Origin of the sequence: Enterobacter sp. ODB01, assembly GCF_001623605.1 — a bacterium.
Lineage (GTDB): Bacteria > Pseudomonadota > Gammaproteobacteria > Enterobacterales > Enterobacteriaceae > Enterobacter > Enterobacter kobei.
Window position 1 is genome coordinate 2,672,081 of sequence record NZ_CP015227.1, and the last position, 19,406, is coordinate 2,691,486.

Annotated in this window: 17 protein-coding genes and 2 pseudogenes; 9 read left to right on the top strand and 10 right to left on the bottom strand. The window is 58.5% G+C overall.

The features are described 5' to 3' along the window. Positions 1 to 141: 141 nt before the first annotated feature. Complete coding sequence (locus A4308_RS12650) at positions 142 to 1,338, bottom strand: tyrosine-type recombinase/integrase (RefSeq protein ID WP_063308630.1); 1,197 nt, start codon at positions 1,336 to 1,338, stop codon at positions 142 to 144. A 226-nt stretch (positions 1,339 to 1,564) separates the two neighbouring features. Beyond that, on the bottom strand, positions 1,565 to 2,422 hold the full coding sequence (locus A4308_RS12655; RefSeq protein ID WP_045281275.1) for an AraC family transcriptional regulator: 858 nt from the start codon (positions 2,420 to 2,422) through the stop codon (positions 1,565 to 1,567). A 228-nt stretch (positions 2,423 to 2,650) separates the two neighbouring features. Between A4308_RS12655 and A4308_RS12660 the strand changes: the two genes are divergently transcribed. Genes A4308_RS12660 through A4308_RS12675 form a run of 4 tightly spaced genes read left to right on the top strand, consistent with a single transcriptional unit; the run spans position 2,651 to position 7,592 of the window. Beyond that, positions 2,651 to 4,489, top strand: a complete 1,839-nt coding sequence (locus tag A4308_RS12660) for a DUF2264 domain-containing protein (protein ID WP_063308631.1) — start codon at positions 2,651 to 2,653, stop codon at positions 4,487 to 4,489. Then, the gene (locus A4308_RS12665) at positions 4,486 to 5,766 is read left to right on the top strand and encodes an oligosaccharide MFS transporter (protein ID WP_045281273.1); all 1,281 of its coding nucleotides are present in this window, start codon (positions 4,486 to 4,488) and stop codon (positions 5,764 to 5,766) included. The genes A4308_RS12660 and A4308_RS12665 overlap by 4 nt, the downstream gene beginning before the upstream one ends. 13 nt (positions 5,767 to 5,779) lie before the next feature. After that, a complete protein-coding gene (locus tag A4308_RS12670; RefSeq protein ID WP_045281272.1) occupies positions 5,780 to 6,970 on the top strand; it encodes a glycoside hydrolase family 88 protein in 1,191 nt (396 codons plus the stop codon). A 22-nt stretch (positions 6,971 to 6,992) separates the two neighbouring features. After that, positions 6,993 to 7,592, top strand: a complete 600-nt coding sequence (locus A4308_RS12675) for a DJ-1/PfpI family protein (RefSeq protein WP_014883278.1) — start codon at positions 6,993 to 6,995, stop codon at positions 7,590 to 7,592. Positions 7,593 to 7,724: 132 nt separating this feature from the next. Here A4308_RS12675 and A4308_RS12680 read toward each other — a convergent pair whose 3' ends face one another. The 3 genes from A4308_RS12680 to hpxO are packed head-to-tail and all read right to left on the bottom strand — an operon-like array spanning position 7,725 to position 10,876. Next, the gene (locus A4308_RS12680) at positions 7,725 to 8,660 is read right to left on the bottom strand and encodes a PDR/VanB family oxidoreductase (protein WP_045281271.1); all 936 of its coding nucleotides are present in this window, start codon (positions 8,658 to 8,660) and stop codon (positions 7,725 to 7,727) included. A gap of 11 nt (positions 8,661 to 8,671) precedes the next feature. Further along, entirely contained in the window at positions 8,672 to 9,706 is a 1,035-nt protein-coding gene (hpxD, locus tag A4308_RS12685) for a molybdenum cofactor-independent xanthine hydroxylase subunit HpxD (RefSeq protein WP_014883280.1), read from the bottom strand. 15 nt (positions 9,707 to 9,721) lie between these two features. Next, positions 9,722 to 10,876 carry an FAD-dependent urate hydroxylase HpxO gene (gene hpxO, locus A4308_RS12690; RefSeq protein WP_023337051.1) on the bottom strand — a complete coding sequence of 385 codons (1,155 nt, stop codon included), beginning with the start codon at positions 10,874 to 10,876 and terminating at the stop codon, positions 9,722 to 9,724. Between the two features lie 240 nt (positions 10,877 to 11,116). Here hpxO and uraD point away from each other — a divergent pair, with 240 nt between their 5' ends. Both uraD and uraH read left to right on the top strand, forming a co-directional pair. After that, on the top strand, positions 11,117 to 11,617 hold the full coding sequence (uraD, locus tag A4308_RS12695; RefSeq protein WP_023332641.1) for a 2-oxo-4-hydroxy-4-carboxy-5-ureidoimidazoline decarboxylase: 501 nt from the start codon (positions 11,117 to 11,119) through the stop codon (positions 11,615 to 11,617). After that, positions 11,614 to 11,937, top strand: coding sequence for a hydroxyisourate hydrolase (uraH, locus tag A4308_RS12700; RefSeq protein WP_014883283.1), 324 nt, complete (start codon positions 11,614 to 11,616; stop codon positions 11,935 to 11,937). The genes uraD and uraH overlap by 4 nt, the downstream gene beginning before the upstream one ends. Here uraH and guaD read toward each other — a convergent pair. Beyond that, positions 11,917 to 13,233 (bottom strand): guanine deaminase, encoded by a 1,317-nt coding sequence (gene guaD / locus A4308_RS12705; RefSeq protein ID WP_045269370.1) that lies wholly within the window; start codon positions 13,231 to 13,233, stop codon positions 11,917 to 11,919. The genes uraH and guaD overlap by 21 nt on opposite strands. Before the next feature lie 107 nt (positions 13,234 to 13,340). After that, positions 13,341 to 14,836, bottom strand: a pseudogene (locus tag A4308_RS12710) (NCS1 family nucleobase:cation symporter-1). A 144-nt stretch (positions 14,837 to 14,980) separates the two neighbouring features. Here A4308_RS12710 and A4308_RS12715 point away from each other — a divergent pair. The 3 genes and pseudogenes from A4308_RS12715 to puuE all read left to right on the top strand — a co-directional run bounded on the left by A4308_RS12715 (position 14,981) and on the right by puuE (position 17,388). After that, positions 14,981 to 15,697, top strand: a complete 717-nt coding sequence (locus tag A4308_RS12715) for a GntR family transcriptional regulator (protein ID WP_014883286.1) — start codon at positions 14,981 to 14,983, stop codon at positions 15,695 to 15,697. Then, positions 15,697 to 16,568, top strand: a pseudogene (locus A4308_RS12720) (aspartate/glutamate racemase family protein); the annotation flags it as partial. The gene A4308_RS12715 and the pseudogene A4308_RS12720, both read left to right, overlap by 1 nt. Further along, the gene (gene puuE / locus A4308_RS12725) at positions 16,489 to 17,388 is read left to right on the top strand and encodes an allantoinase PuuE (RefSeq protein WP_231867154.1); all 900 of its coding nucleotides are present in this window, start codon (positions 16,489 to 16,491) and stop codon (positions 17,386 to 17,388) included. The pseudogene A4308_RS12720 and the gene puuE, both read left to right, overlap by 80 nt. Positions 17,389 to 17,436: 48 nt before the next feature. On the opposite strand, the gene hpxZ is transcribed toward puuE, so the two are convergent. The 3 genes from hpxZ to hpxX are packed head-to-tail and all read right to left on the bottom strand — an operon-like array spanning position 17,437 to position 19,402. Further along, the gene (hpxZ, locus tag A4308_RS12730) at positions 17,437 to 17,823 is read right to left on the bottom strand and encodes an oxalurate catabolism protein HpxZ (RefSeq protein ID WP_045281270.1); all 387 of its coding nucleotides are present in this window, start codon (positions 17,821 to 17,823) and stop codon (positions 17,437 to 17,439) included. Continuing rightward, positions 17,820 to 19,217 (bottom strand): AtzE family amidohydrolase, encoded by a 1,398-nt coding sequence (locus tag A4308_RS12735; RefSeq protein WP_045281269.1) that lies wholly within the window; start codon positions 19,215 to 19,217, stop codon positions 17,820 to 17,822. Before A4308_RS12735 ends, hpxZ begins: the two co-directional genes overlap by 4 nt. Further along, positions 19,214 to 19,402 carry an oxalurate catabolism protein HpxX gene (gene hpxX / locus A4308_RS12740; RefSeq protein WP_023332649.1) on the bottom strand — a complete coding sequence of 63 codons (189 nt, stop codon included), beginning with the start codon at positions 19,400 to 19,402 and terminating at the stop codon, positions 19,214 to 19,216. The genes A4308_RS12735 and hpxX overlap by 4 nt, the downstream gene beginning before the upstream one ends. Positions 19,403 to 19,406 lie beyond the last annotated feature (4 nt).

Here is a 19,406-nt window from a genome sequence, read left to right on the forward strand (position 1 = left end):
AGGCTTATATGTCAGCACATGGTCTGGGCAAGCCAGTATTCCCCGCATGAGTGAAGATTGGTCCAGAGAAAATGCAATAGTTAAGGCTGCGTTTGATGCAACAGTTAAATAAAAAAGCGCCTTGAAAGGCGCTGAGAAAATTTATTTCACCACTGAAAAAACATAATCAGCCCATGCCTGCATCATCGGGCGACGCAGCTCAAGCAGATCAGTGCGGTGATAAGCCGCTTCAACTTTATTCTTCACCGTATGGGCTAATGCACGTTCCGCTAAATCGCGTGGGTATCCATGTTCGCTACACCAGTCGCGAAAACTAGAGCGGAAGCCATGAGCAGTCGCTACCCTACCAGGAACATCACTTTCAGCGTTTGCTCTTCGTAAAAACGAGGTGAGTACCATATCGGATAAAACAACCTGCTTACGAGGAGAGGGGAAAACAAGCTCTTTGTGCAAACCACGCATTTTTTCGAGAACGGTAAGAGCTTGCTCTGATAAAGGCACGCGATGCAGTATTCCTGCCTTCATTTTTTCAGCCGGAATTACCCAGACTCTATTTTTAAAGTCAATCTCAGACCAGTGCATAGACCTTGCCTCACCAGAACGACATGCTGTCAAAATTACATACAACATTAATGATTGGCTTACGTTGAATACCTCTTCAGGATTGAAATATGTCTGTAGAAATACAGGGATTTTTTCCCATGGCATTGCAGGCTGGTGGACCCGACGAATAGTGGCACTTGCCTGCTGAGGAAGCAAAAGACCTACCACATCTACTGGATTAGCTGAACAATACCCATGAGCCCATCCCCAAGCCATTACAGTGTGGATACGTTGTCTAGTTCTTCTGGCTGTTTCTGAATGTGATAACCAGATAGGGCGCAATACTGCTGCAATCTTGGCAGCGGTGAGAGTATCTAGTTTCATCGAACCGATAAGAGGGAGTACGTGTTTCTCCAGCGTGGAAATCCACTGCTTGCCATGTTTGTCGTTTTTCCAGCCAGGCAGCAATTCAGTATGAACTTTTCGTGCAGCTTCTTCGAAAGTTGGGACTACCACTTTTTCCTTGTTTTGTAATTCGAGTGGATCGGTACCTGCTGCTAACTGCTCGCGCATAGCCCTGGCTAGCTTTGCGGCTTCTGCGATACTGACTTCAGGGTAGATGCCAAGGCCCGCGTTACGGCGTTTTTGTGTTTGAGGACTAATAAAGCGCAGGACCCACTTTCCTCGCCCACGTTTTGAGGATGGGTGAAGTGCCAGGCCCGTGACACTTCCATGAGGGATTGGTTTATCGTCCGGTTTGATATTTTTTGCTTTGGTGTCGGTGATTACAGCCATGGGTTTTCCTCGAAATCCAGTATGCCATTCGGTATGCCATTTGTTGTGGCTATTAGTGGATTTGATTGAACAGGTTTAAATGAGGTTTGTAAATAACTAAATGATATTAAAGGAATAATTGGATTTGTTTGGATTGAGTTAGATCTTAGTTAAGAGGTCTACGCTTCCGCCAAATTCGAAACCCAGGTCGTTATGCGACCTGGGTTTTTTGTTTGTTAAAACCGCCTTAACCGGGAATTCTGGTGCCGGAGTTACTCCGTCGATACTGCAGCGGCGTCTGACGCATCATCTTTTTAAAGCAGGTAATGAAATAGGTCACCTCGCTAAACCCCACTGCCAGTGCAATGGCGTCAACAGGCTCATCGCTGTACCGTAACAGATCGCAGCTGCTTTTAATCCGCCGGGTCAGCAAATATTCGTGGATGCTACCGCCGGTCTGCTGGCGGAAAATGCGTGAGGTATAGCTTCGCGAGAGCCCCAGGTCGTGCGCTAACCGATCGAGCGAAAACTTGCTGGCATAGTGGGCTTCGACCCAGCTCATTATCCGCGAGGCGACGGTCTGCTGGCGCGGCGGGTAGGGCTGCGGCTGCTCGGGCAGACATGTCATGAGCTGCATCACCAGAAATGCCACCTCGCAGGCCTCGGTCTGCGCGTTGTCCTCCAGGCGCTGAAACTGTTCAAGTATTCTTTCAATAAACGGCGCGTGCGTGCTGAGATCGTAAATTTGTGCCGGGAGATTGCTGGCGGCCAGCGAGGCGAAGCGGGCCTGATGGCGCGGAAAGGTGCTGAGCGCACTTTCGACGACCGATTGCGCAATGTGCATGGTGGTGCGGTGATAGGGGTTCTTATCGCTATGATCGACCTGCACTTTGTGCAAACGGAAGGGCGGGAAAACAAATAAACGCCCCGGACGGGCGGTGTAGTGCTGATTGTCCACCACCACGATGCCATAACCGCTGGAAATATAGAGCAATTCAACGCACTGATGCCAGTGGTAGTAAACCGCGCTGGTGGTGTACATGCGGTTAAATGAAATGGCCTGCCGATCGAGCGTAATGCGTTCCAGCAGTTGCGTTTCACCCATTTTCCCTCCAGGACAACAGATTTAAATTTTTAGACCATCATTTGTAATTTATCCCTCTCTCGATCGACAAAATCCAGCAAAAATGAAATGCCGGTTTAATTTTGTGAGTCTGCTCACTCAGCACCGGGAATAAAAGCGGTTACTCTTCATTCAGACGTCGCACTCGTGGCTTTAAAAAGCCAAATAACAATAACTTATCTCTACCCTCGTGTTATGCGGGAGGACCCTGTGCAACCTGAAAATATTCATGTGGATAACCCACTGACGAGCCGTGATGAGGTACTGCGGCTGGTTAACGATATGCTGAACGCGGTGACGCCTTATTTTAAAAAAGACGCCAGCCGCATTGATTTAGCGAACTTTACCGCTCACTACGGCCAGCAGGTCGCGAGCATGGAAACCTTTTCCCGCCTGCTGTGGGGCATCACGCCATTGTTGGCTGGCGGCAGCGAGCCGCAACACTTCTCTTTCTATTTACAGGCGATAAAAAACGGCACCAATCCGCAGCATGCTGATTACTGGGGCGATGTCGGCCCTTTCGATCAGCGAATCGTCGAAATGGCGGCTTACGGGTTAATGCTGGCGCTGGCGGGCGAAACCGTACTGGCACATTTCACTGAGACGGAGAAAGAGAATCTATGGCGCTGGCTAAAGCAGTGCGAGACCCAGGATATCCCCGATAACAACTGGCACTTCTTTCCGATTCTGGTGCAGGTTGGCTTCCATTATTGTGGCATGCCGACCCATCCGCAGGCGCTGGAAAATCATTTCGCTGCCATGGAGCACTACTATCTTGGCGATGGCTGGTACTCCGATGGACCGGGCCGGCCGCGCGACTATTACATCTCGATGGGCTTCCATTTCTATGGACTGATTTACGCGAAGCTAATGGCCGATGTCGATCCAACGCGGTGCCCAACCCTGCGCGATCGCGCCGCGCGTTTCTCCTCTGACTTCATTCATTTCTTTGCCGAAGACGGCGCGGCGATCCCGTTTGGCCGTAGCCTGACCTACCGCTTTGCCGAGGCGGCGTTCTGGAGTGCGGCGGCTTTCGCCGGGCTGGAGGTCTTTTCGCCGGGCGTAATTAAGGGCATCGTGCTGCGCCATCTGCGCTGGTGGCTGAAGCAGCCGATATTCGACCGTGACGGCATACTGAGCGTCGGCTACAGCTACCCGAATCTGGTGATGGCGGAAGACTACAACGCGCCGGGTTCACCGTACTGGGGCCTGAAGACCCTGCTGGTACTGGCATTAGATGAGGGCGACGCCTTCTGGCAGGCGGCCGAGCTGCCGCTGCCGCCATTGCCCGCGCAGCACACGATAGCCCACGCGGATCAGGTGGTGGTGCATCAGGCCGATCACCTGTGGATGCTGACGTCCGGCCAGCTGGAGCTGAACAACTTCGTGAATACCGAAGCGAAATACTGCAAATTTGCCTATTCCACCCGCTTTGGCTTCACCCTCGAACGCGGGCGCTACGGCCTGAACCATGCCGCACCCGATTCGATGCTGCTGCTGGCCGAAAAAGATAACTACTGGCGTGGCCGCCGTGAATGCCAGCACGTGGTCACCGCCGACGGTACCATATACAGCCGCTGGCTGCCGTGGCGCGACGTGGTGATTGAGAGCTGGCTGCTGGCGCTGGGCGACTGGCAACTGCGCGTCCATCGTATCAATACTCAACGCGAGCTGGATTGCGCGGAAGGGGGCTTTAGCCTCGCGAACCGCCCACAGCCGCAGGCGCAGGAGATGGAAAGCGCCTGCTGGTTACGCAATGCCCAGGATGCCTCAGCCATTTTCTGTTTACATCCGCACGCCCGCCGCGGCGAAACGGTGGTGACGCCACCAAACAGTAATCTGTTGTTTGCCGAGCGCGCGGCAGTGCCGCTGCTGCGCGGCGAACTCGATCCCGGCACGCATTTGCTGATAAGCGCGGTGTGGGCGGGAAATGCCGCAGGCTTCGATCCGCAACACTGCCCGCAGGCCTTCATTAGCGATGACGCGGTACGCTTCGTGATGGCACGACAAAAAACGACGCTCGTTCTGGCCCCGGAGACATCGCTATGAGCACATCATCGTCCGTACGCGCCGCACAGTACAAAATGAGTACCTTTATTTTTCTCTACTTCTTCACCTGGTCATCCAGCTTTGGCCTGTACGCCTTGTGGCTGAGCCAGAAAGTGGGCCTCGATAGCATCACTATCGGCAGCGTGTTCGCCATCAATGGCGTCTTCGCGGTTGTCCTGAAGCCGGTGTATGGCTACATCATGGACAAAATCGGCATGAGCAAGTGGCTGCTCTATTTTGTCTGCGCCATTTCTGCGCTGATGGCACCGTTTTTTGCGCTGGTGTACCAGCCGCTGCTGGAAAGCCATGCGATGGCCGGGATTATCATCGGCGCGCTGTATCTGAGCCTGGGCTGGTACGCTGGCGTGGCGGCGTCTGAATCTTACGCAGACCGCTTTAGCCGCCTGTACGGGCTGGAGTTTGGCCGTATCAGAATGTGGGGTTCGCTGGGCTGGGCGATGGCGGCTTCGGTCTCCGGGCTGTTGTTTAACGTCACGCCGCTGGCCAACTTTCTGCTCAGCAGCGGTACCTCGGTACTGATGCTGCTGGTGCTGATTAGCCTCAAAATCGGCGATGAGCAGCTGCGTAATAACAGCGTTATTTCCGCGAATAAGATTGTCTTCGCCGATGTGCTGATGCTCCTGAAAAACCGCAAATTCTGGATGTTCAGCCTCTACGTCGCCGGGGTGGCGTGGATGATGTTTATCGCCGAACAGCAATTCCCGCGCTACTTCGTATCATTCTTCGCCACCAAAGAGCAGGGAAATGCCTGGTACGGCTACCTGAGCACCGTCCAGTCGGGTATGGAATTCCTGATGATGATGTGTATCCCGTGGCTGGTGAATCACTACGGCGCCAAGCGCGGCCTGGTGTTCTGCGGCTGCGTGGTCGGGGCTCGGCTGATCGCCTCCGGACTCACCAGTGACCCGATAGTGATCTCTATCATCAAACCGTTTTATGGCGTCGAGATCGCGCTGCTGCTGATCTCGGTCTTCAAATACATCGCCGAACATTTCCATCGTCGGGTTAACGCCACGATGTACCTGCTGGGCTACCAGGCGATGATTTACGTGGGGTCGATTGTGGTCGCCCCACCTGCTGGCTATTTGTACGACAGGATAGGCTTTGAGCATACCTATCTGCTGATGGGCTGCTGCGCCCTGATATTTACGCTGATTTCCGCCTTTACGCTGTCGCGCTGCCAGTCTAAGTGCGATGTCTCACGCCCCTTTGCTCCAACATTAGATTCCGCCCCGGTTGAACCGGCCAAACATTAATTCAGGAGTTGTTATGATCAAATCTGTTATCACCGAAGCGCTGCGGCCGATCGAACTGCATCAGGTCGATCGCCTGGCCCTGAGCCAGAAGCTGGAAGCGGCGTTAACCCGCGTAACGCGCAAGCTCGACAAAAATATTGTTGCCTTCGGCGATAAATTCCCCGGCGAAGCCTGTGAGAACGGCGTCTGGCCGCGCACCGATAACGTGGAATGGACCACCAGTTTTTGGCCAGGCCAGCTGTGGCTGGCGTGGGAGATGACGGGCAAAGCGCATTATCGTGACGCCGCCGAGCGCTATTTACCGTCGTTCGCCCGGCGTATTGAGCAGCGTATCGACACGGCAACGCACGATCTTGGTTTTCTCTATTCGCTCTCCTGCATCAGCGCCTGGCGCCTCACCGGCAACGAAGCCGCTCGCCGGTCGGCGCTGCTGGCAGCCGAGCGCCTGATGGAGCGTTTTAACCCAACGGCCAGGATTATCCAGGCATGGGGTGATTTAAACGACCCGGAGCAGCAGGGGCGAATGATCATCGACTGCAACATGAACCTGCCGCTGCTGTACTGGGCCAGCGAACAGACCGGAGATCCGCGCTATGCGCAAGCGGCGACGGCTCACGCCGGACAGGCCGCGAACTATATCGTGCGGGAAGATGCCTCGACGTATCACACTTACTATATGGATGTGCAGACGGGTGAGCCGCGCTTTGGCAACACCCATCAGGGCTACAGCGATACCTCGTGCTGGTCGCGCGGGCAGGCATGGGGCATTTACGGCTTCCTGCTCAGCTATCAGCACACCGGCGATAAGCAGATGGTTGAGCTGTCACGCAGCCTGGCACATTACTTCCTCAACCGTTTGCCGGAAGATGATGTGTGCCACTGGGATCTGGCGCTGCTCGGCACCGACGCCGTGCGCGACAGTTCAGCGGCGGCGATTGCCGCTTGCGGTCTGCTGGAGCTGGTCAAGGCGCTGCCGACGCTCGACGCAAACCGTGCGTATTACGAAGAGATGGCGCTGCGTATTGCGCTGTCGCTGACCGATAACTACCTTGCCCACGACGACGATCCGACCGAAGGGCTGCTGCAACACTCGGTTTATCATATGGGCAGCGGCAAGGGGGTCGATCAGTGCTGTAGCTGGGGAGACTATTTCTATCTTGAGCTGCTGGCGCGGCTGCGACAGATTTGGCACCCGTACTGGTAACCCTGAAGCCATGGAGAGCAAAATGAAAAGCGTAGCCGTGCTATTAGCCCCCGGTTTTGAAGAGGGGGAAGCGATCGTCACCATTGATATCCTGCGTCGCCTGAATATTACGGTGCAGACGATTGCCTGCGGCGAGAGCCGCGAAGTGGTGAGCTATCACGCCATCTCAATGGTGGCGGACAGCACCCTGAAGGCCAGTTTCGATTGCACCTTTGACGCCGTGGTGTTACCGGGCGGCCCGGAGGGCAGCGTTAACCTGGCGAAAAGCGCGGAGGTCATCGCCTTCGTCCGCCGCCACGATGAAATGGGCAAATATATCTGCCCGATTTGTTCCGCCGCCGCCCGTGTGCTGGGCGGTAACGGGCTGCTGAAGGGGCGCCGCTACGTCTGTTCCGGCGATCTGTGGAAAACAGTCAGCGAGGGCAGGTACGTCGATGCCGAGGTGGTGGAAGACGGCAATCTGCTGAGCGGTCGCGGCCTGGGTAACGTATTTGATTTCGCCTTTACCCTGGCGGCGCGATTACAGGGCGATGATGCCCTGGCGCGCGAGCAGGCCAGCCATATTGAGTACGCGTGGCAGGATAGCGATCCCGTTTACGGGCTGGCAAAAAGCGATGTGTGAGTTTCGCCCGGCGGCGCTACGCTTGCACGGGCCTACAATGAATAGTGCAATATATTGATATTGTTACGGATTGTAGGCCGGGTAAGCACAGCGCCACCCGGCAAGAAGGGCCGCTAAAATGTTGATGTCGTTTTACAGCCCAATCACCAGCTCCCCCGAATGGCTCCGCGAGCAGCACAGCGCCACCTGCTGGTTTGTTGCGCCTTTTTCCGCCTCCGACTGCACGCTGTCCCGGTGATCCACCACGCCGTCAATCACCGGCGTCAGGCAGGCGCCGCAGATCCCCATTTCACAGGACAGCGGTACGTCTACGCCGTTTGCCTGTAAGACTTGGGCAATGGTTTTATCCGCAGGCACCGGCCAGCGCTCCCCGGTGGAGGCCAGTTTAACGGTAAAGATCTCGCCGGTTTCATGACCAGCGGCAGGCGCAGCAGGCTGAAACGCCTCGCTGTGAATGTGGGCGTTATCCCATCCCTTCGTCGTTGCCACATTGCGGACTTTCTCCATAAAACCCGCAGGTCCGCACACCCAGGCATGCAGTCCCGCTTCCGGTATGGGGAGATGTTCTGCCAGCGCTGAGCGGGGGCTGAGGGTATGAATGATGCACTCACCGTACTTTGAGAGTTCCCGAACAAACGCCGCGCTTTCGCGATTTTTAACGTAATAATGCAGCGTAAACGGCGTTCCGGCCGCCTTCAGCTGCAGGGCCATCGCAAACAGCGGCGTAATGCCAATGCCCGCAGCCAGGAGTAAAACCCGCTCTGACTGAACGAGCGGGAACAGATTGCGTGGGGCGGAGATCGTGAGTTTCTGTCCAGGCCGCAGCGTCTCGTGAACGTAGCGCGACCCGCCGCGCGAGGCGGTTTCGCGCCCCACGCAGATAAGATACCCCTCGTCCTCACAGGCTCCGGTCAGGGAATACTGGCGCACCAGGCCGCAGGGCAGGTGCACATCAATATGCGCGCCGGGCTGCCACGCCGGTAGCGCGGCGCCGTTTTCCGCCACCAGCCTGACGGCGAGGCTTTTATCCCCCTCACGCCACAGCCCATCAACGATAACGCTCAACATATTGGCCTCCGTCATACCAGGAAAAATTCGCCGAATCCCATCTTTTTCAGTCCCCGACGGTAGGCAATCGAGCTTTTATCCGCCGGGATATGGGCTTCGAGCGTCAGATCCAGCGGCAGGCTTTCCGGGCGCTGGGTTTCGACCATCAGACGGTCTTCTTCAAAAATGCGCAGATTGAAGGCATGCACATCTTCCACCGGAATATGCAGATCGAAGTTGCGCGCGATAGGGGCGAACATCCGGGTCACCCGCGATGATACTGGCGACGCGGCGTTCATAATCACCAGTCGGGATTCCCCCGGGAAATGGATCGTCAGCGTGGCGGTAAACGGCAGATGCATTTCAAAATGACGCAGCCACTGGAAGCCCTCCGGAGCCTGGACATCTGAACTGGCGGGATAGTTGCTCACGGAACTCCAGTAATCGGCCACGAAACCGAACGGCGTCTCCTGCGGCTGATAGGTGGGAACCAGTTGATTATTGGGATCGGCAAAGGTATCGGTGTGGATCCAGGCAAAGTGCGCCACGTCCAGAAATCCTTCCACCTGGCGGCCGGCGAAGCCATTCACCTCGAACGCCGGGCAGTTAATCTGCTGGAATCCGTCGTCATCCCAGTGCGGCATGGCGGGCAGCGGTACCGGATTGTCCGGGTCAAAGGCCAGACAGGTCCAGATCAGGCCAAAGCGCTCCTCCACGGCGTAGTTAATCAGGTTCAGCTTCGCCGGAACGGGCTGGTCGGGGCTGGACGGGATACGGTTGCAGCGCCCGTCCTCTCCGAAGCGTAAGCCGTGGTACGGACAAATAATGCCGTGCTCATCGTGAAAGCCCAGCGTCAGCGGCACGCCGCGGTGCGGACAGACATCCCGGGCGACCACGACCTGGTCGTTAATCCGATAAATGACCAGCTGTTCATCCAGCAGGGTTGCTTTAACCGGTGCCGGGCCGATGTCGCAGGCGCGTGCAACCGGATGCCAGCATTTCGCCAGGCGCAGCCAGTCCTCTGGCTCAAAGGTACAGTGGGCGGGTGGAGTCGGTTCTCTTTTCATCGTTGTCCCTCTTGTTCAGCCTAACGGGCCGCCCTGAATGGTTTCGCACAGACCGTTGATGATGCGCTCCCCGGTCTCCTCTTTCAGCTCCTGATACCAGGCCTGCGTCAACGTCATGTCTTTGCCGTGGGTGACGTCGCAGCGTTTGCGCGCCTTCAGCACCAGGTCACGCACCCGGTCGCAGCGCAGCGCTTCGTACTGTCGCAGCGCCAGCGTAATGTTGTGGTTCTCTCGCAGGCATTCGCCCAGCACCACGGCATCTTCCATCGCCGCACAGCCGCCCTGGCCGATATCCGGCGTGGTGCTGTGCCCGGCATCGCCAAGCAGCGCGACGTTGCCGCGCACCAGGGTATCGAACGGTTCGATGTCGTGGATTTCAATCCGGTTAGTGGTGTCAGGATCGAGCGCGGCGATAAGCTTTTGCACCGGCGGCGCCCAGCCGCGGAAGTAGCCCGTGAGATCGGCACGCAGGGTGGTGCGATCTTCTGCCAGACCCGCAGGGAGCGGCACGTCAAAGAAGAAGTAGAAGCGTCCGCCGGAGACGGGCATCAGCGATACGCGTTTGCCCTCACCAACGAAGGTGGTCCACTGGTGCGCCGGGGCAATCTCTTCATCAATCTTCACCAGCCCGTTCCAGTTCACGTAACCGGCGTAGCGGCGCTCCGGCGTATACCCCAGCACATACGGACGAACCGCCGAGTGGCTGCCGTCGGCGGCAATCAGAAAATCCCCGGTTGCCGCGGTGCCATCGGTGAAGGTGACGCTCACGCCCGCGTCATCTTCCCGGACACGTTCGACGCGCTTGCCAAACTGCACGTTATCGCGCCCCCAGAAGTCCAGCATTTCGCGCTGAAGTTCCGCACGCGAGACGGGGCAGGGACGCCCGCCGGTGCGCTCGACCAGCGGCGCGAGGCTAAAGCGGGTCAGGGTATCGCCGCGCCGGTAATCTTTGTAGGCCATAAAACGCATCGGCCCGCCGTACGTCTCGATGATGTCGCCCATGCCGAGGTGCTGCATGCATTTCACGCCGTTAGGCCAGATGGAGATGGCCGCCCCGACGGGCTTGATCGCTTTGACGGCTTCAAACACGGTACAGTCGATGCCCGCTTTCTTCAGCGCAACAGCGGCGCTCAGGCCGCCAATTCCCGCACCAATAACGATTGCTTTCATGCTTCTCTCCTTTTGCAGGGTGTAAAGCCATTCAGCAATTTGCGTACCAGGCTGCAACGGGGTGAAAACGGCGTTGTGAAGGGCAGGTTTGCACTGCTAAGGTGCGCAGACGCGGTGAGCTTGCCTTTTTTTGAATCAAAAATTTCCAGTTGAGCTATACGGAATCAACTGTTTCACGCTCAGGCAAAGGAGTGGCGTGGTTTGTGCAATGACCTGAAAGAGGATAATCAAGGAGATACTATGATCGCACTGCACGACTTTAATCGGCTTCCTGAGAAAGAATCTCTCGCGCTACTCCACCCCTGCGTGGCGATCCCCGGCTGGGCTGAAGCCCTGGTGCGCGGGCGGCCCTATTCCCGCCGGGAAGACGTGTTCAGTACGGCACTGGCGCTGACGCAACGCTGGGATGAGACGGCGTTAACGCAAGCCCTGAGCGCCCATCCGCGTATCGGGGAAAAGCCAGCGGGTTCCCAGGCGGAGGCAGCACTGTCGCGCCAGGAACAGGGCGCGGTGAATGACCGCGATGCTGCCCTGACGCAGGCGTTACGGGAAGGAAACGCCCGCTATGAAGCCCGTTTCGGACGGGTCTTTCTTATCCGCGCGAAGGGCCGCAGCGGAGAAGAGATCTTACAGGCGCTGAACGCGCGGCTGGAAAACAACGATACGCAGGAAGTATTGACCGCGCTGGAACAGCTGCGGGAAATTACGCTGCTGCGGCTGGAAGGAGTCATTAGCGAATGAGCACACTCAGCACCCATATTCTCGATATTTCAACGGGGAAACCCGCCGAGGGCGTGACGGTTCATCTTGAGCGGGACGGGGAGATCATGGCGACTGGCGTCACGAACGCCAGTGGGCGCATCACAGAATTCGTCCCGAACCTGGCAAAAGGCCGCTACCGGCTGGTGGCCGAAATCGGTAAGTGGTTTAGCGACGCAGGCCGCGAGACGATCTATCCCTGCGCGCAGATTGAGTTTGTGACGGGAGAATCGGCAGACGAGCATTTCCATCTGCCGTTTGTGATTGCGCCCGGCGGCTGGTCAACCTACCGGGGCAGCTGACCACACCTGCACGCCGTTGACCCAGGTTTCGCTGATGTTGCGCTCATCGCCCAGGGTCATCAGCACAAAGAGCTGCTCGTAAATGTCCTGGCAGCGGCGATTGCGCAGGCGCTGCAGCGGCGTTACGTCCGGGTCGATGACGACGAAATCCGCCTCTTTGCCGGGCGTGAAGTTGCCAATCTTCTCGTCAAGCCGGAGGGCGTGCGCGCCGCCCAGCGTGGCGTGGTAAAACGCCTCGCTGGCGCGGAGACGGTAGCTCTGGAGCTGACCCACCTTGTACGCTTCCCCCAGGGTACGCAGCATGCTGAAGGTGGTGCCCGCACCCACGTCAGTGCCGATGCCCATCCTCACTCTGTGCTGCCAGCAGGCGGGCAGGCGAAACAGCCCGCTACCGAGAAACAGGTTCGAGGTGGGGCAAAACGCCACCGCCGAACCGGTGTCATGCAGGCATTGCCACTCGCTGTGGTGCAGGTGGATGGCGTGGGCAAACACGCTGCGCTCGCCGGTCAGGCCGTAGTGGTGATACACGTCCAGATAGCGTTCATGCTCCGGCCAGAGGTCGTTCACCCAGGCCACTTCGTTTGGGTTTTCGCTCAGATGGGTTTGCAGCCAGGTATCCGGAAACTCCTCTCTCAGCAGGCTGACCGCGGCGAGCAACTCGGGGGATGACGTCGGGGCAAAGCGTGGCGTAATGGCATAGCCCAGCCGCCCCCGGTGATGCCAGCGCTGGATCAGCTCACGCGTCTGCCGGTAGCTCTGTTTCGCGTCCTCGCTCAGGTAGTCAGGCGCGTGTCTGTCCATCATCACCTTCCCGGCGATAAGGCGCATGTTGAGGCGCAGCGCCTCAGTAAACAGCGCCTCGACCGATTCCGGATGCAGCGTGCAGAACACCAGCGCGGTGGTGGTGCCATTACTCACCAGCTGGTTAATGAAAAATTCGGCGATCTCTTTCGCGTAGGCTTCATCGGCAAACTGGCTCTCCACCGGGAAGGTATAGGTGGTCAGCCACTCCAGCAGCTGCTCGCCAAAGGCGCCGATCATCTCCGTTTGCGGATAATGCACATGGGTATCGATAAAACCGGGCAGCAGCAGCTTGCCGCGCAGGTCAGTGTAGCCTTTGTGCGGGTCAAGATACTGCTCGCCCTCCTGCCACGCCATGTGCGCCAGAATGTGGCCATTCTGAATAAACAGCAGCCCGTCCTCAAGGTAGCGCGCGTGTTCGGCAATGGTGTCTGCGCTGTCGCAGACCTGGGCAATGTCAAAAAATGTACCGCGTATCGCAGTCTGGTATTCCATCATGGTTCCTGCCTTCGTGTTTGCGTAGCGGGGTGAGAAAGCGCAGCAAGAACAGTGCCAGAATGAACGGGCCGCAGTTACGCTGCGGCCAGAGGAGGAGGGAAGGGTTACTCTTTTTGCGTTGCCACGCGGGAGCTGAACGTCGTCGCTCCTGCTGTCTCGCGATCTTCTCGCGCCAGCCAGCGGTAGGTCACGCCGCCGAGGAAGACGCCGATGAACCAGCTGAAGTTCGCCACCTCATGCAGGGCCGGGATAAAGCTAATCACCAGGCCCACGGCAACGGACGGGATCAGCGCGCCGATGGCTTTCGGGTTAAAGCCGTTGCGATACCAGTATTTGCCCTTTGGCGTGTCATCGAACAGGTCGTCAACCGACACCTTGCCGCGTTTAATCAGGTAGAAATCGGCAATCAGTATGCCGAACAGCGGGCCGATAAACGCCCCGAGCACGTCCAGGGTGTAGTGGATTAACTCCGGTGAGTTGAACAGGTTCCACGGGGTGAGCAGGATCGAGCCGACGGCAGCAATCATTCCCCCGGTGCGGAAGCTGATTTTCTGCGGCGAGCAGTTAGAGAAATCAAAGGCTGGCGAGACAAAGTTCGCCACAATGTTAATCCCGATGGTGGCGGTGATCATCGTCAGCAGGCCAATCGCCACGGCCAGATCGTTACCCACACGGCTGACGGTTTCAATCGGGTCGGTGATCATGCGGCCAAACAGCGACTGGGTACCGGAGACAATCACCACGGTGACGATGGAGAACAGCAGGAAGTTAAACGGCAGACCCCAGCGGTTACCGCGGCGGATCTCCCCCATGCTTTTCCCGTAGCGGGAGAAGTCACCAAAGTTGAGCAGCGGGCCGGAGAAGTAGGAGACCACCAGCGCGGTCGCGGTGATCATCTGCCAGGTTTGCTCGCCCGCGGTCAGGGATTTGCTGGCGAGGGTAAAGGAGATCCCGTCAAAACCGGTCTTGTATACAATCCAGCCCGCAAGGGCCAGCATCACTACGTATACCGCCGGACCGGCGATATCAATGAAGCGCTTGATGGCGCTCATCCCGTGCCAGAAAACCATCGCCTGCAATACCCACATGATGGCGAAGCAGATCCAGCCCAGATGTGACAGGCCGAGGAACGCGCCGGTGGTGAGTGAAGAGAGCGACGGCCAGAACTTCAGTGCCACCAGCATCAGGGCGTTGGCGGCCAGGTAGGTTTGGATGCCATACCACGCAAAGGCGATAAGCCCGCGGATCACCGCCGGAATGTTCGCCCCAAAGACGCCGAACGCCTGACGGCTGATCACGGCATAGGGCACGCCCGCCATCTGGCTCGGTTTTGCGACCAGGTTGGCGCACAGTTGCACAATACAAATCCCCACCAGCAGGCAGAGTAACACCTGCCAGCTTGCCAGCCCGAGCGTAAAGAAGCTCGCGGCGACCACATATCCCCCATGCTGTGAACGTCCGACATCCAGAATGAAAAGATGTTGTACCAGCTCCAGTTCTGGTCACGCGTGGGTGCCAGATCCTCATTGCAAAGACGTGGGCTGTAAACCGCACCGGAATCAGCGGCCGTACCCTGCTGCGCGTTTTGACTGTTTGGCATGAAACCTGCTCCTGTGAATGAAAACCCGTTGAGTTGGAGTGCAAACGGTGTTGCAGGATCCAGGCCAAAATAATAAATCTTGTATGCAATATTTTATTTTTATGTATACGATTCGATAACGAAAGGTAAAGCACGGAGTGGTGAATGAACAACGTAAATGGCCTGCAGACCGCGCCAGACCTGCATGACAAAGACGAATCCATCTTTCAGGCGCTGATGACCGCAATTGTCGAACATCAGTTGCTGCCGGGGAGCAAATTGCCGGAAGAGGCGCTGGCCGAGGTGTTTGGCGTGAGCCGTACCGGCATCCGAAAGGTGCTGCAACGACTCGCCGCTGTGCAAATGGTCACCTTAACGCCCAAACGTGGTGCACACGTCGCCAGCCCGACGGTAGAAGAGGCGCGGCACATCTTCCGCACCCGCGCGCTGCTGGAGGTCGCTAATCTGCCGGACGTGCTGGCCCACTGCCAGCCGCCGCATCTGGCAGCACTGGAGGCCATTATTCGTCAGGAGCAGCAGGCGCACGAGGCCTATGACGGCCCGGCGGCGATCCGCCACTCCGCCAATTTTCACATTCAGCTACAGGCCATCTCCGGCAACCAGGTGCTGACGGAGATGGTGACCGGCCTGAGCCAGCGTTCATCGCTGGTGATTGCCACCTGGGGCGCGCCGTGGCGGCAGGGCTGTCGCTGCAACGATCACGAACAGCTGGTGGATCTGCTGCGCCAGAAGGCGCTCCAGCCGCTCAGCGAGGCCTTAATGCACCATTTTGAACATATCGTCGCCAGCCTCTGCTTCGAGCGGGCGGGCGAGTGTCTGCCTGATTTTGCCCGGCTGTTTGCCGGCCACAAGGAGTCGTAATGTCGTCTGTCTGTATACAAGTGATCAACCCCAACACCAGCCTCGCCATGACGGAAACCATCGGTGCGGCAGCCCGTGCGGTGGCTGCACCGGGAACGGAAATCCTCGCGGTCTGCCCGACCGCAGGCGTGCCGTCCATCGAAGGCCACTTTGACGAGGCCATTGCTGCCGTGGGCGTTCTCGAACAGGTCAAACTCGGCAGACAGCAGGGCGTGGATGGTCACGTTATTGCCTGCTTTGGCGACCCGGGTCTGCTGGCGGCGCGCGAGCTGGCCCAGGGGCCGGTGGTAGGGATTGCTGAAGCCGCCATGCATATGGCGACGCTGGTGGCGACGCGCTTTTCGGTGGTCACCACGCTGCCGCGCACGTTGATTATCGCCCGCCATCTGCTGCATCAGTATGGCTTTCAGGACCACTGCGCGGCGCTGCATGCCATCGATCTCCCGGTGCTGGCGCTGGAAGACGGCAGCGGTGTGGCGCAGGAAAAGGTGCGCGCGCGCTGTATACAGGCGCTGAAAGAGGATGGCTGCGGGGCCATCGTGCTGGGCTGCGGCGGCATGGCGACGCTGGCGCAGGAGCTGACGCGCGAACTGCGCGTGCCGGTTATCGACGGCGTCAGCGCGGCGGTGAAGATGGTGGAGTCGCTGGTGGCACTGGGGCTGTCGACCAGCAAGCACGGGGATCTGGCCTTCCCGGAAAATAAAGCGTTAAGCGGACAATTTCAGGCACTGAATCCATTTTAATTTTTGGGGGTGGCAATGGGGACTTTTGAACAGGATTACCCGCGTGATCTGCGCGGTTACGCAGGCAACCCACCGCACGCGCGGTGGCCGAATCAGGCGCGCATCGCCGTGCAGTTTGTACTCAATTACGAGGAAGGAGCGGAAAACCACGTTCTGCACGGCGATGCCGGATCCGAGCAGTTCCTGTCGGACATCATCGGTGCCGCAAGCTACCCGGACAGGCACATGTCGATGGACTCGCTCTACGAATACGGCAGCCGCGCCGGGTTCTGGCGCATCCACACTGAATTTCAAAAACGCGGTCTGCCGCTGACGGTCTTTGGCGTAGCGATGGCGCTGGCGCGTCATCCGGAAATCGTCGAAGCGATTAAGGCGGCGGATTATGACGTGGTCAGCCACGGCTGGCGCTGGATCCACTATCAGCATATGGACATCGCCCAGGAGCGCGAGCATCTGCATAAAGCGGTGCACGTGCTGACCGATCTGTTTGGCAAACCGCCCACAGGCTGGTACACCGGGCGCGATAGCCCCAACACGCGCCAGCTGGTCGTGGAGCATGGCGGCTTCGACTACGACAGCGACTACTATGGCGATGACTTACCCTTCTGGACGGAAGTGGCCTGTAGCGACGGGACCCGTAAACCGCACCTGATTGTGCCCTATACGCTGGATGCTAACGATATGCGCTTTGCCACCGCGCAGGGGTTTAACACCGCCGAGCAGTTTTATACGTATCTGAAGGACAGTTTTGACGTGCTGTACAAGGAGGGGGAGCGCGCGCCGAAAATGATGTCTATCGGCATGCACTGCCGCCTGCTGGGGCGGCCGGGGCGTTTTCGCGCGCTACAGCGGTTCCTGGATTACGTGCAGCAGCATGAGCAGGTGTGGGTCTGTACCCGCCAGCAGATTGCCGACCACTGGCGGGAGGTGCATCCGTTTCTGAAATAATTGTGCGATGTTTTGCCGGGTGGCGGCTGCGCCTTACCCGGCCTACGACTACGACATCAAACTCACCTGCGCCGCCACGATCCGCCACCCACAGGCAAACCGCACCCATGTTTGCTGCTGGCGGCCGATGCGTTCGCTGCCTTCACGGGTAAACTCGGTGCTGCACACGGCATAATTCTCCCCGAAGGTGGTGATGACGGTGTGACGCAACGTTCGCGCCAGCCCGGCTGACGGGCGCGCCGCACGAAAGGCGCGGATTTCATCAATGCCGTACAGGTTTTCACCTGCCCCCAGACGCACCGTATTTTTGTCGTGCCAGAACAGTTCATCCAGCACGGCAATGTTGTTGCTCACCAGCGCATCTTCATAGCGGTAAAACACCGCCGTCACTTCGGCTACCACCCACGGCAGGTTAATATCATCGTGATTGATCATGCCGCCACCTCCGCCGGGCGGGCATCGGTGATGCCACTCTCTTCCAGCACGCGCGCGACGCGCAGGCAGGCCTGCTCGTTAAACGGCGCGGCAATCAGCTGCAGGCCAATCGGCATACCCCGGGCGGTGCGTAGCGGAACGGTGGTCACCGGCAAACCCAGGAACGAAATCGGTTGAGTGAGCATGCCCATGCTGGCGCGAATGGGCAGCGGCTGACCGTTAATCTCCATGGTTTGCTCACCGATCCGCGTGGCGCTACGCGGCGTTGCGGGGGCGATCAGGACATCGGCTTGTTCAAACAAGGCGTTGAACGCCTGACGCGCCTGAGCGCGAAACCGCTGGGCCTGAATATACCAGGCGGAAGGGATCATCGCGCCTGCCAGAAGCCGTTCGCGGGAATGGGGTTCAAAACGCTCAGGCTCGCGGCGAAGCGCGGGCAGGTACTGGTTACCCCCTTCCGAGGCGCTGGTGATAAACGCCGCGGAGCGCGCCAGCCCGGCGTCGGGGAACTGCAGCTCGTCCTGCACGTCGAGGGCCTTCGCCACCCGCGCCACGGCGTCCCGGGCCTCCGCGTCGCACCAGGTGGTGAAGTAGCCGCCAAGCACCGCACAGCGCAGGCCGTCCAGACCGCGTTCGAGCAGGGGACGCGTCTCCTTGCGCGAGCGTTCTGCCTGAAAACCGTCGCGGGTATCGCGCCCCTGAAGCGCGTCGTACACCGACGCCAGATCGCACACGCGGCGCGCAAAGGGTCCGATATGATCCAGACTCGCGACAAACGGATGGCTACCGGATCGCGACAGGCGGCCAAAGGTGGGTTTCAGGCCATAAATCCCGCACAGGGATGCCGGAACGCGAATGGAGCCGTTGGTGTCGGTGCCGAGCGAAAAATGCACCAGCCCGGCGGCCACGGCGGCGGCTGAACCGCCGGACGAACCGCCCGCGATGCGCGTCAGGTCGTGCGGGTTATGCGTCGCGCCGTAGTGGCTGTTTTCGGTGGTAAAGCCGTAGGCGTAGGCATCCATATTCACCATCCCGGTCAGTAACCCGCCCGCGCTACGCAGCTGACGTACGGCAAAACTGTCAGTGGCCGCGGGAGGGCGCTGGCTGAACAGCTCGGCCCCGGCGAGGGTAGTATGCCCGGCAACGTCAAACAGGTTTTTCACCGCATAGGGCACGCCCGCCAGCGGTGGCAGGGGGCGCTTTTCGCGGCGCAGGGTGTCGATATTCGCGGCCTCGGCGAGCATGCGCGCTTCCGTCACGGCGGTCCAGGCGTTGATCTGCGGGTTCACGCGCGCTATCGCCTCCAGCGTCTGACGGGCAATCTCATGGGCGCTCAGCTCGCCCGCACTCAGCGCCTGCTGGATTGCGCTGATACTCATCTCGTGTAGCGTCATGCTTTATACACTCCTGCGATCTCCAGACGGTCATCGAGCGGCAGCGCCATCAATGGAGCGGCCATGCTGGCAATGCGGCTGAACTGTACCTGCAGCTCGGCGCGGCGGGCATCATCCAGCGTCACGCCAAGAACGGTCTCCATTTGCGCGAGATAGGCATGCCAGTCGGGTTGTTGTGTCGTCATTATT

Bases quoted from the DNA above. Each gene is read 5' to 3' on its own strand.
- A4308_RS12650 (WP_063308630.1), bottom strand. From the start codon at position 1,338: ATGGCTGTAATCACCGACACCAAAGCAAAAAATATCAAACCGGACGAT.
- A4308_RS12655 (WP_045281275.1), bottom strand. From the start codon at position 2,422: ATGGGTGAAACGCAACTGCTGGAACGCATTACGCTCGATCGGCAGGCC.
- A4308_RS12665 (WP_045281273.1), top strand. From the start codon at position 4,486: ATGAGCACATCATCGTCCGTACGCGCCGCACAGTACAAAATGAGTACC.
- A4308_RS12670 (WP_045281272.1), top strand. From the start codon at position 5,780: ATGATCAAATCTGTTATCACCGAAGCGCTGCGGCCGATCGAACTGCAT.
- A4308_RS12675 (WP_014883278.1), top strand. From the start codon at position 6,993: ATGAAAAGCGTAGCCGTGCTATTAGCCCCCGGTTTTGAAGAGGGGGAA.
- A4308_RS12680 (WP_045281271.1), bottom strand. From the start codon at position 8,660: ATGTTGAGCGTTATCGTTGATGGGCTGTGGCGTGAGGGGGATAAAAGC.
- hpxD (WP_014883280.1), bottom strand. From the start codon at position 9,706: ATGAAAAGAGAACCGACTCCACCCGCCCACTGTACCTTTGAGCCAGAG.
- hpxO (WP_023337051.1), bottom strand. From the start codon at position 10,876: ATGAAAGCAATCGTTATTGGTGCGGGAATTGGCGGCCTGAGCGCCGCT.
- uraD (WP_023332641.1), top strand. From the start codon at position 11,117: ATGATCGCACTGCACGACTTTAATCGGCTTCCTGAGAAAGAATCTCTC.
- uraH (WP_014883283.1), top strand. From the start codon at position 11,614: ATGAGCACACTCAGCACCCATATTCTCGATATTTCAACGGGGAAACCC.
- guaD (WP_045269370.1), bottom strand. From the start codon at position 13,233: ATGGAATACCAGACTGCGATACGCGGTACATTTTTTGACATTGCCCAG.
- A4308_RS12715 (WP_014883286.1), top strand. From the start codon at position 14,981: ATGAACAACGTAAATGGCCTGCAGACCGCGCCAGACCTGCATGACAAA.
- hpxZ (WP_045281270.1), bottom strand. From the start codon at position 17,823: ATGATCAATCACGATGATATTAACCTGCCGTGGGTGGTAGCCGAAGTG.
- A4308_RS12735 (WP_045281269.1), bottom strand. From the start codon at position 19,217: ATGACGCTACACGAGATGAGTATCAGCGCAATCCAGCAGGCGCTGAGT.
- hpxX (WP_023332649.1), bottom strand. From the start codon at position 19,402: ATGACGACACAACAACCCGACTGGCATGCCTATCTCGCGCAAATGGAG.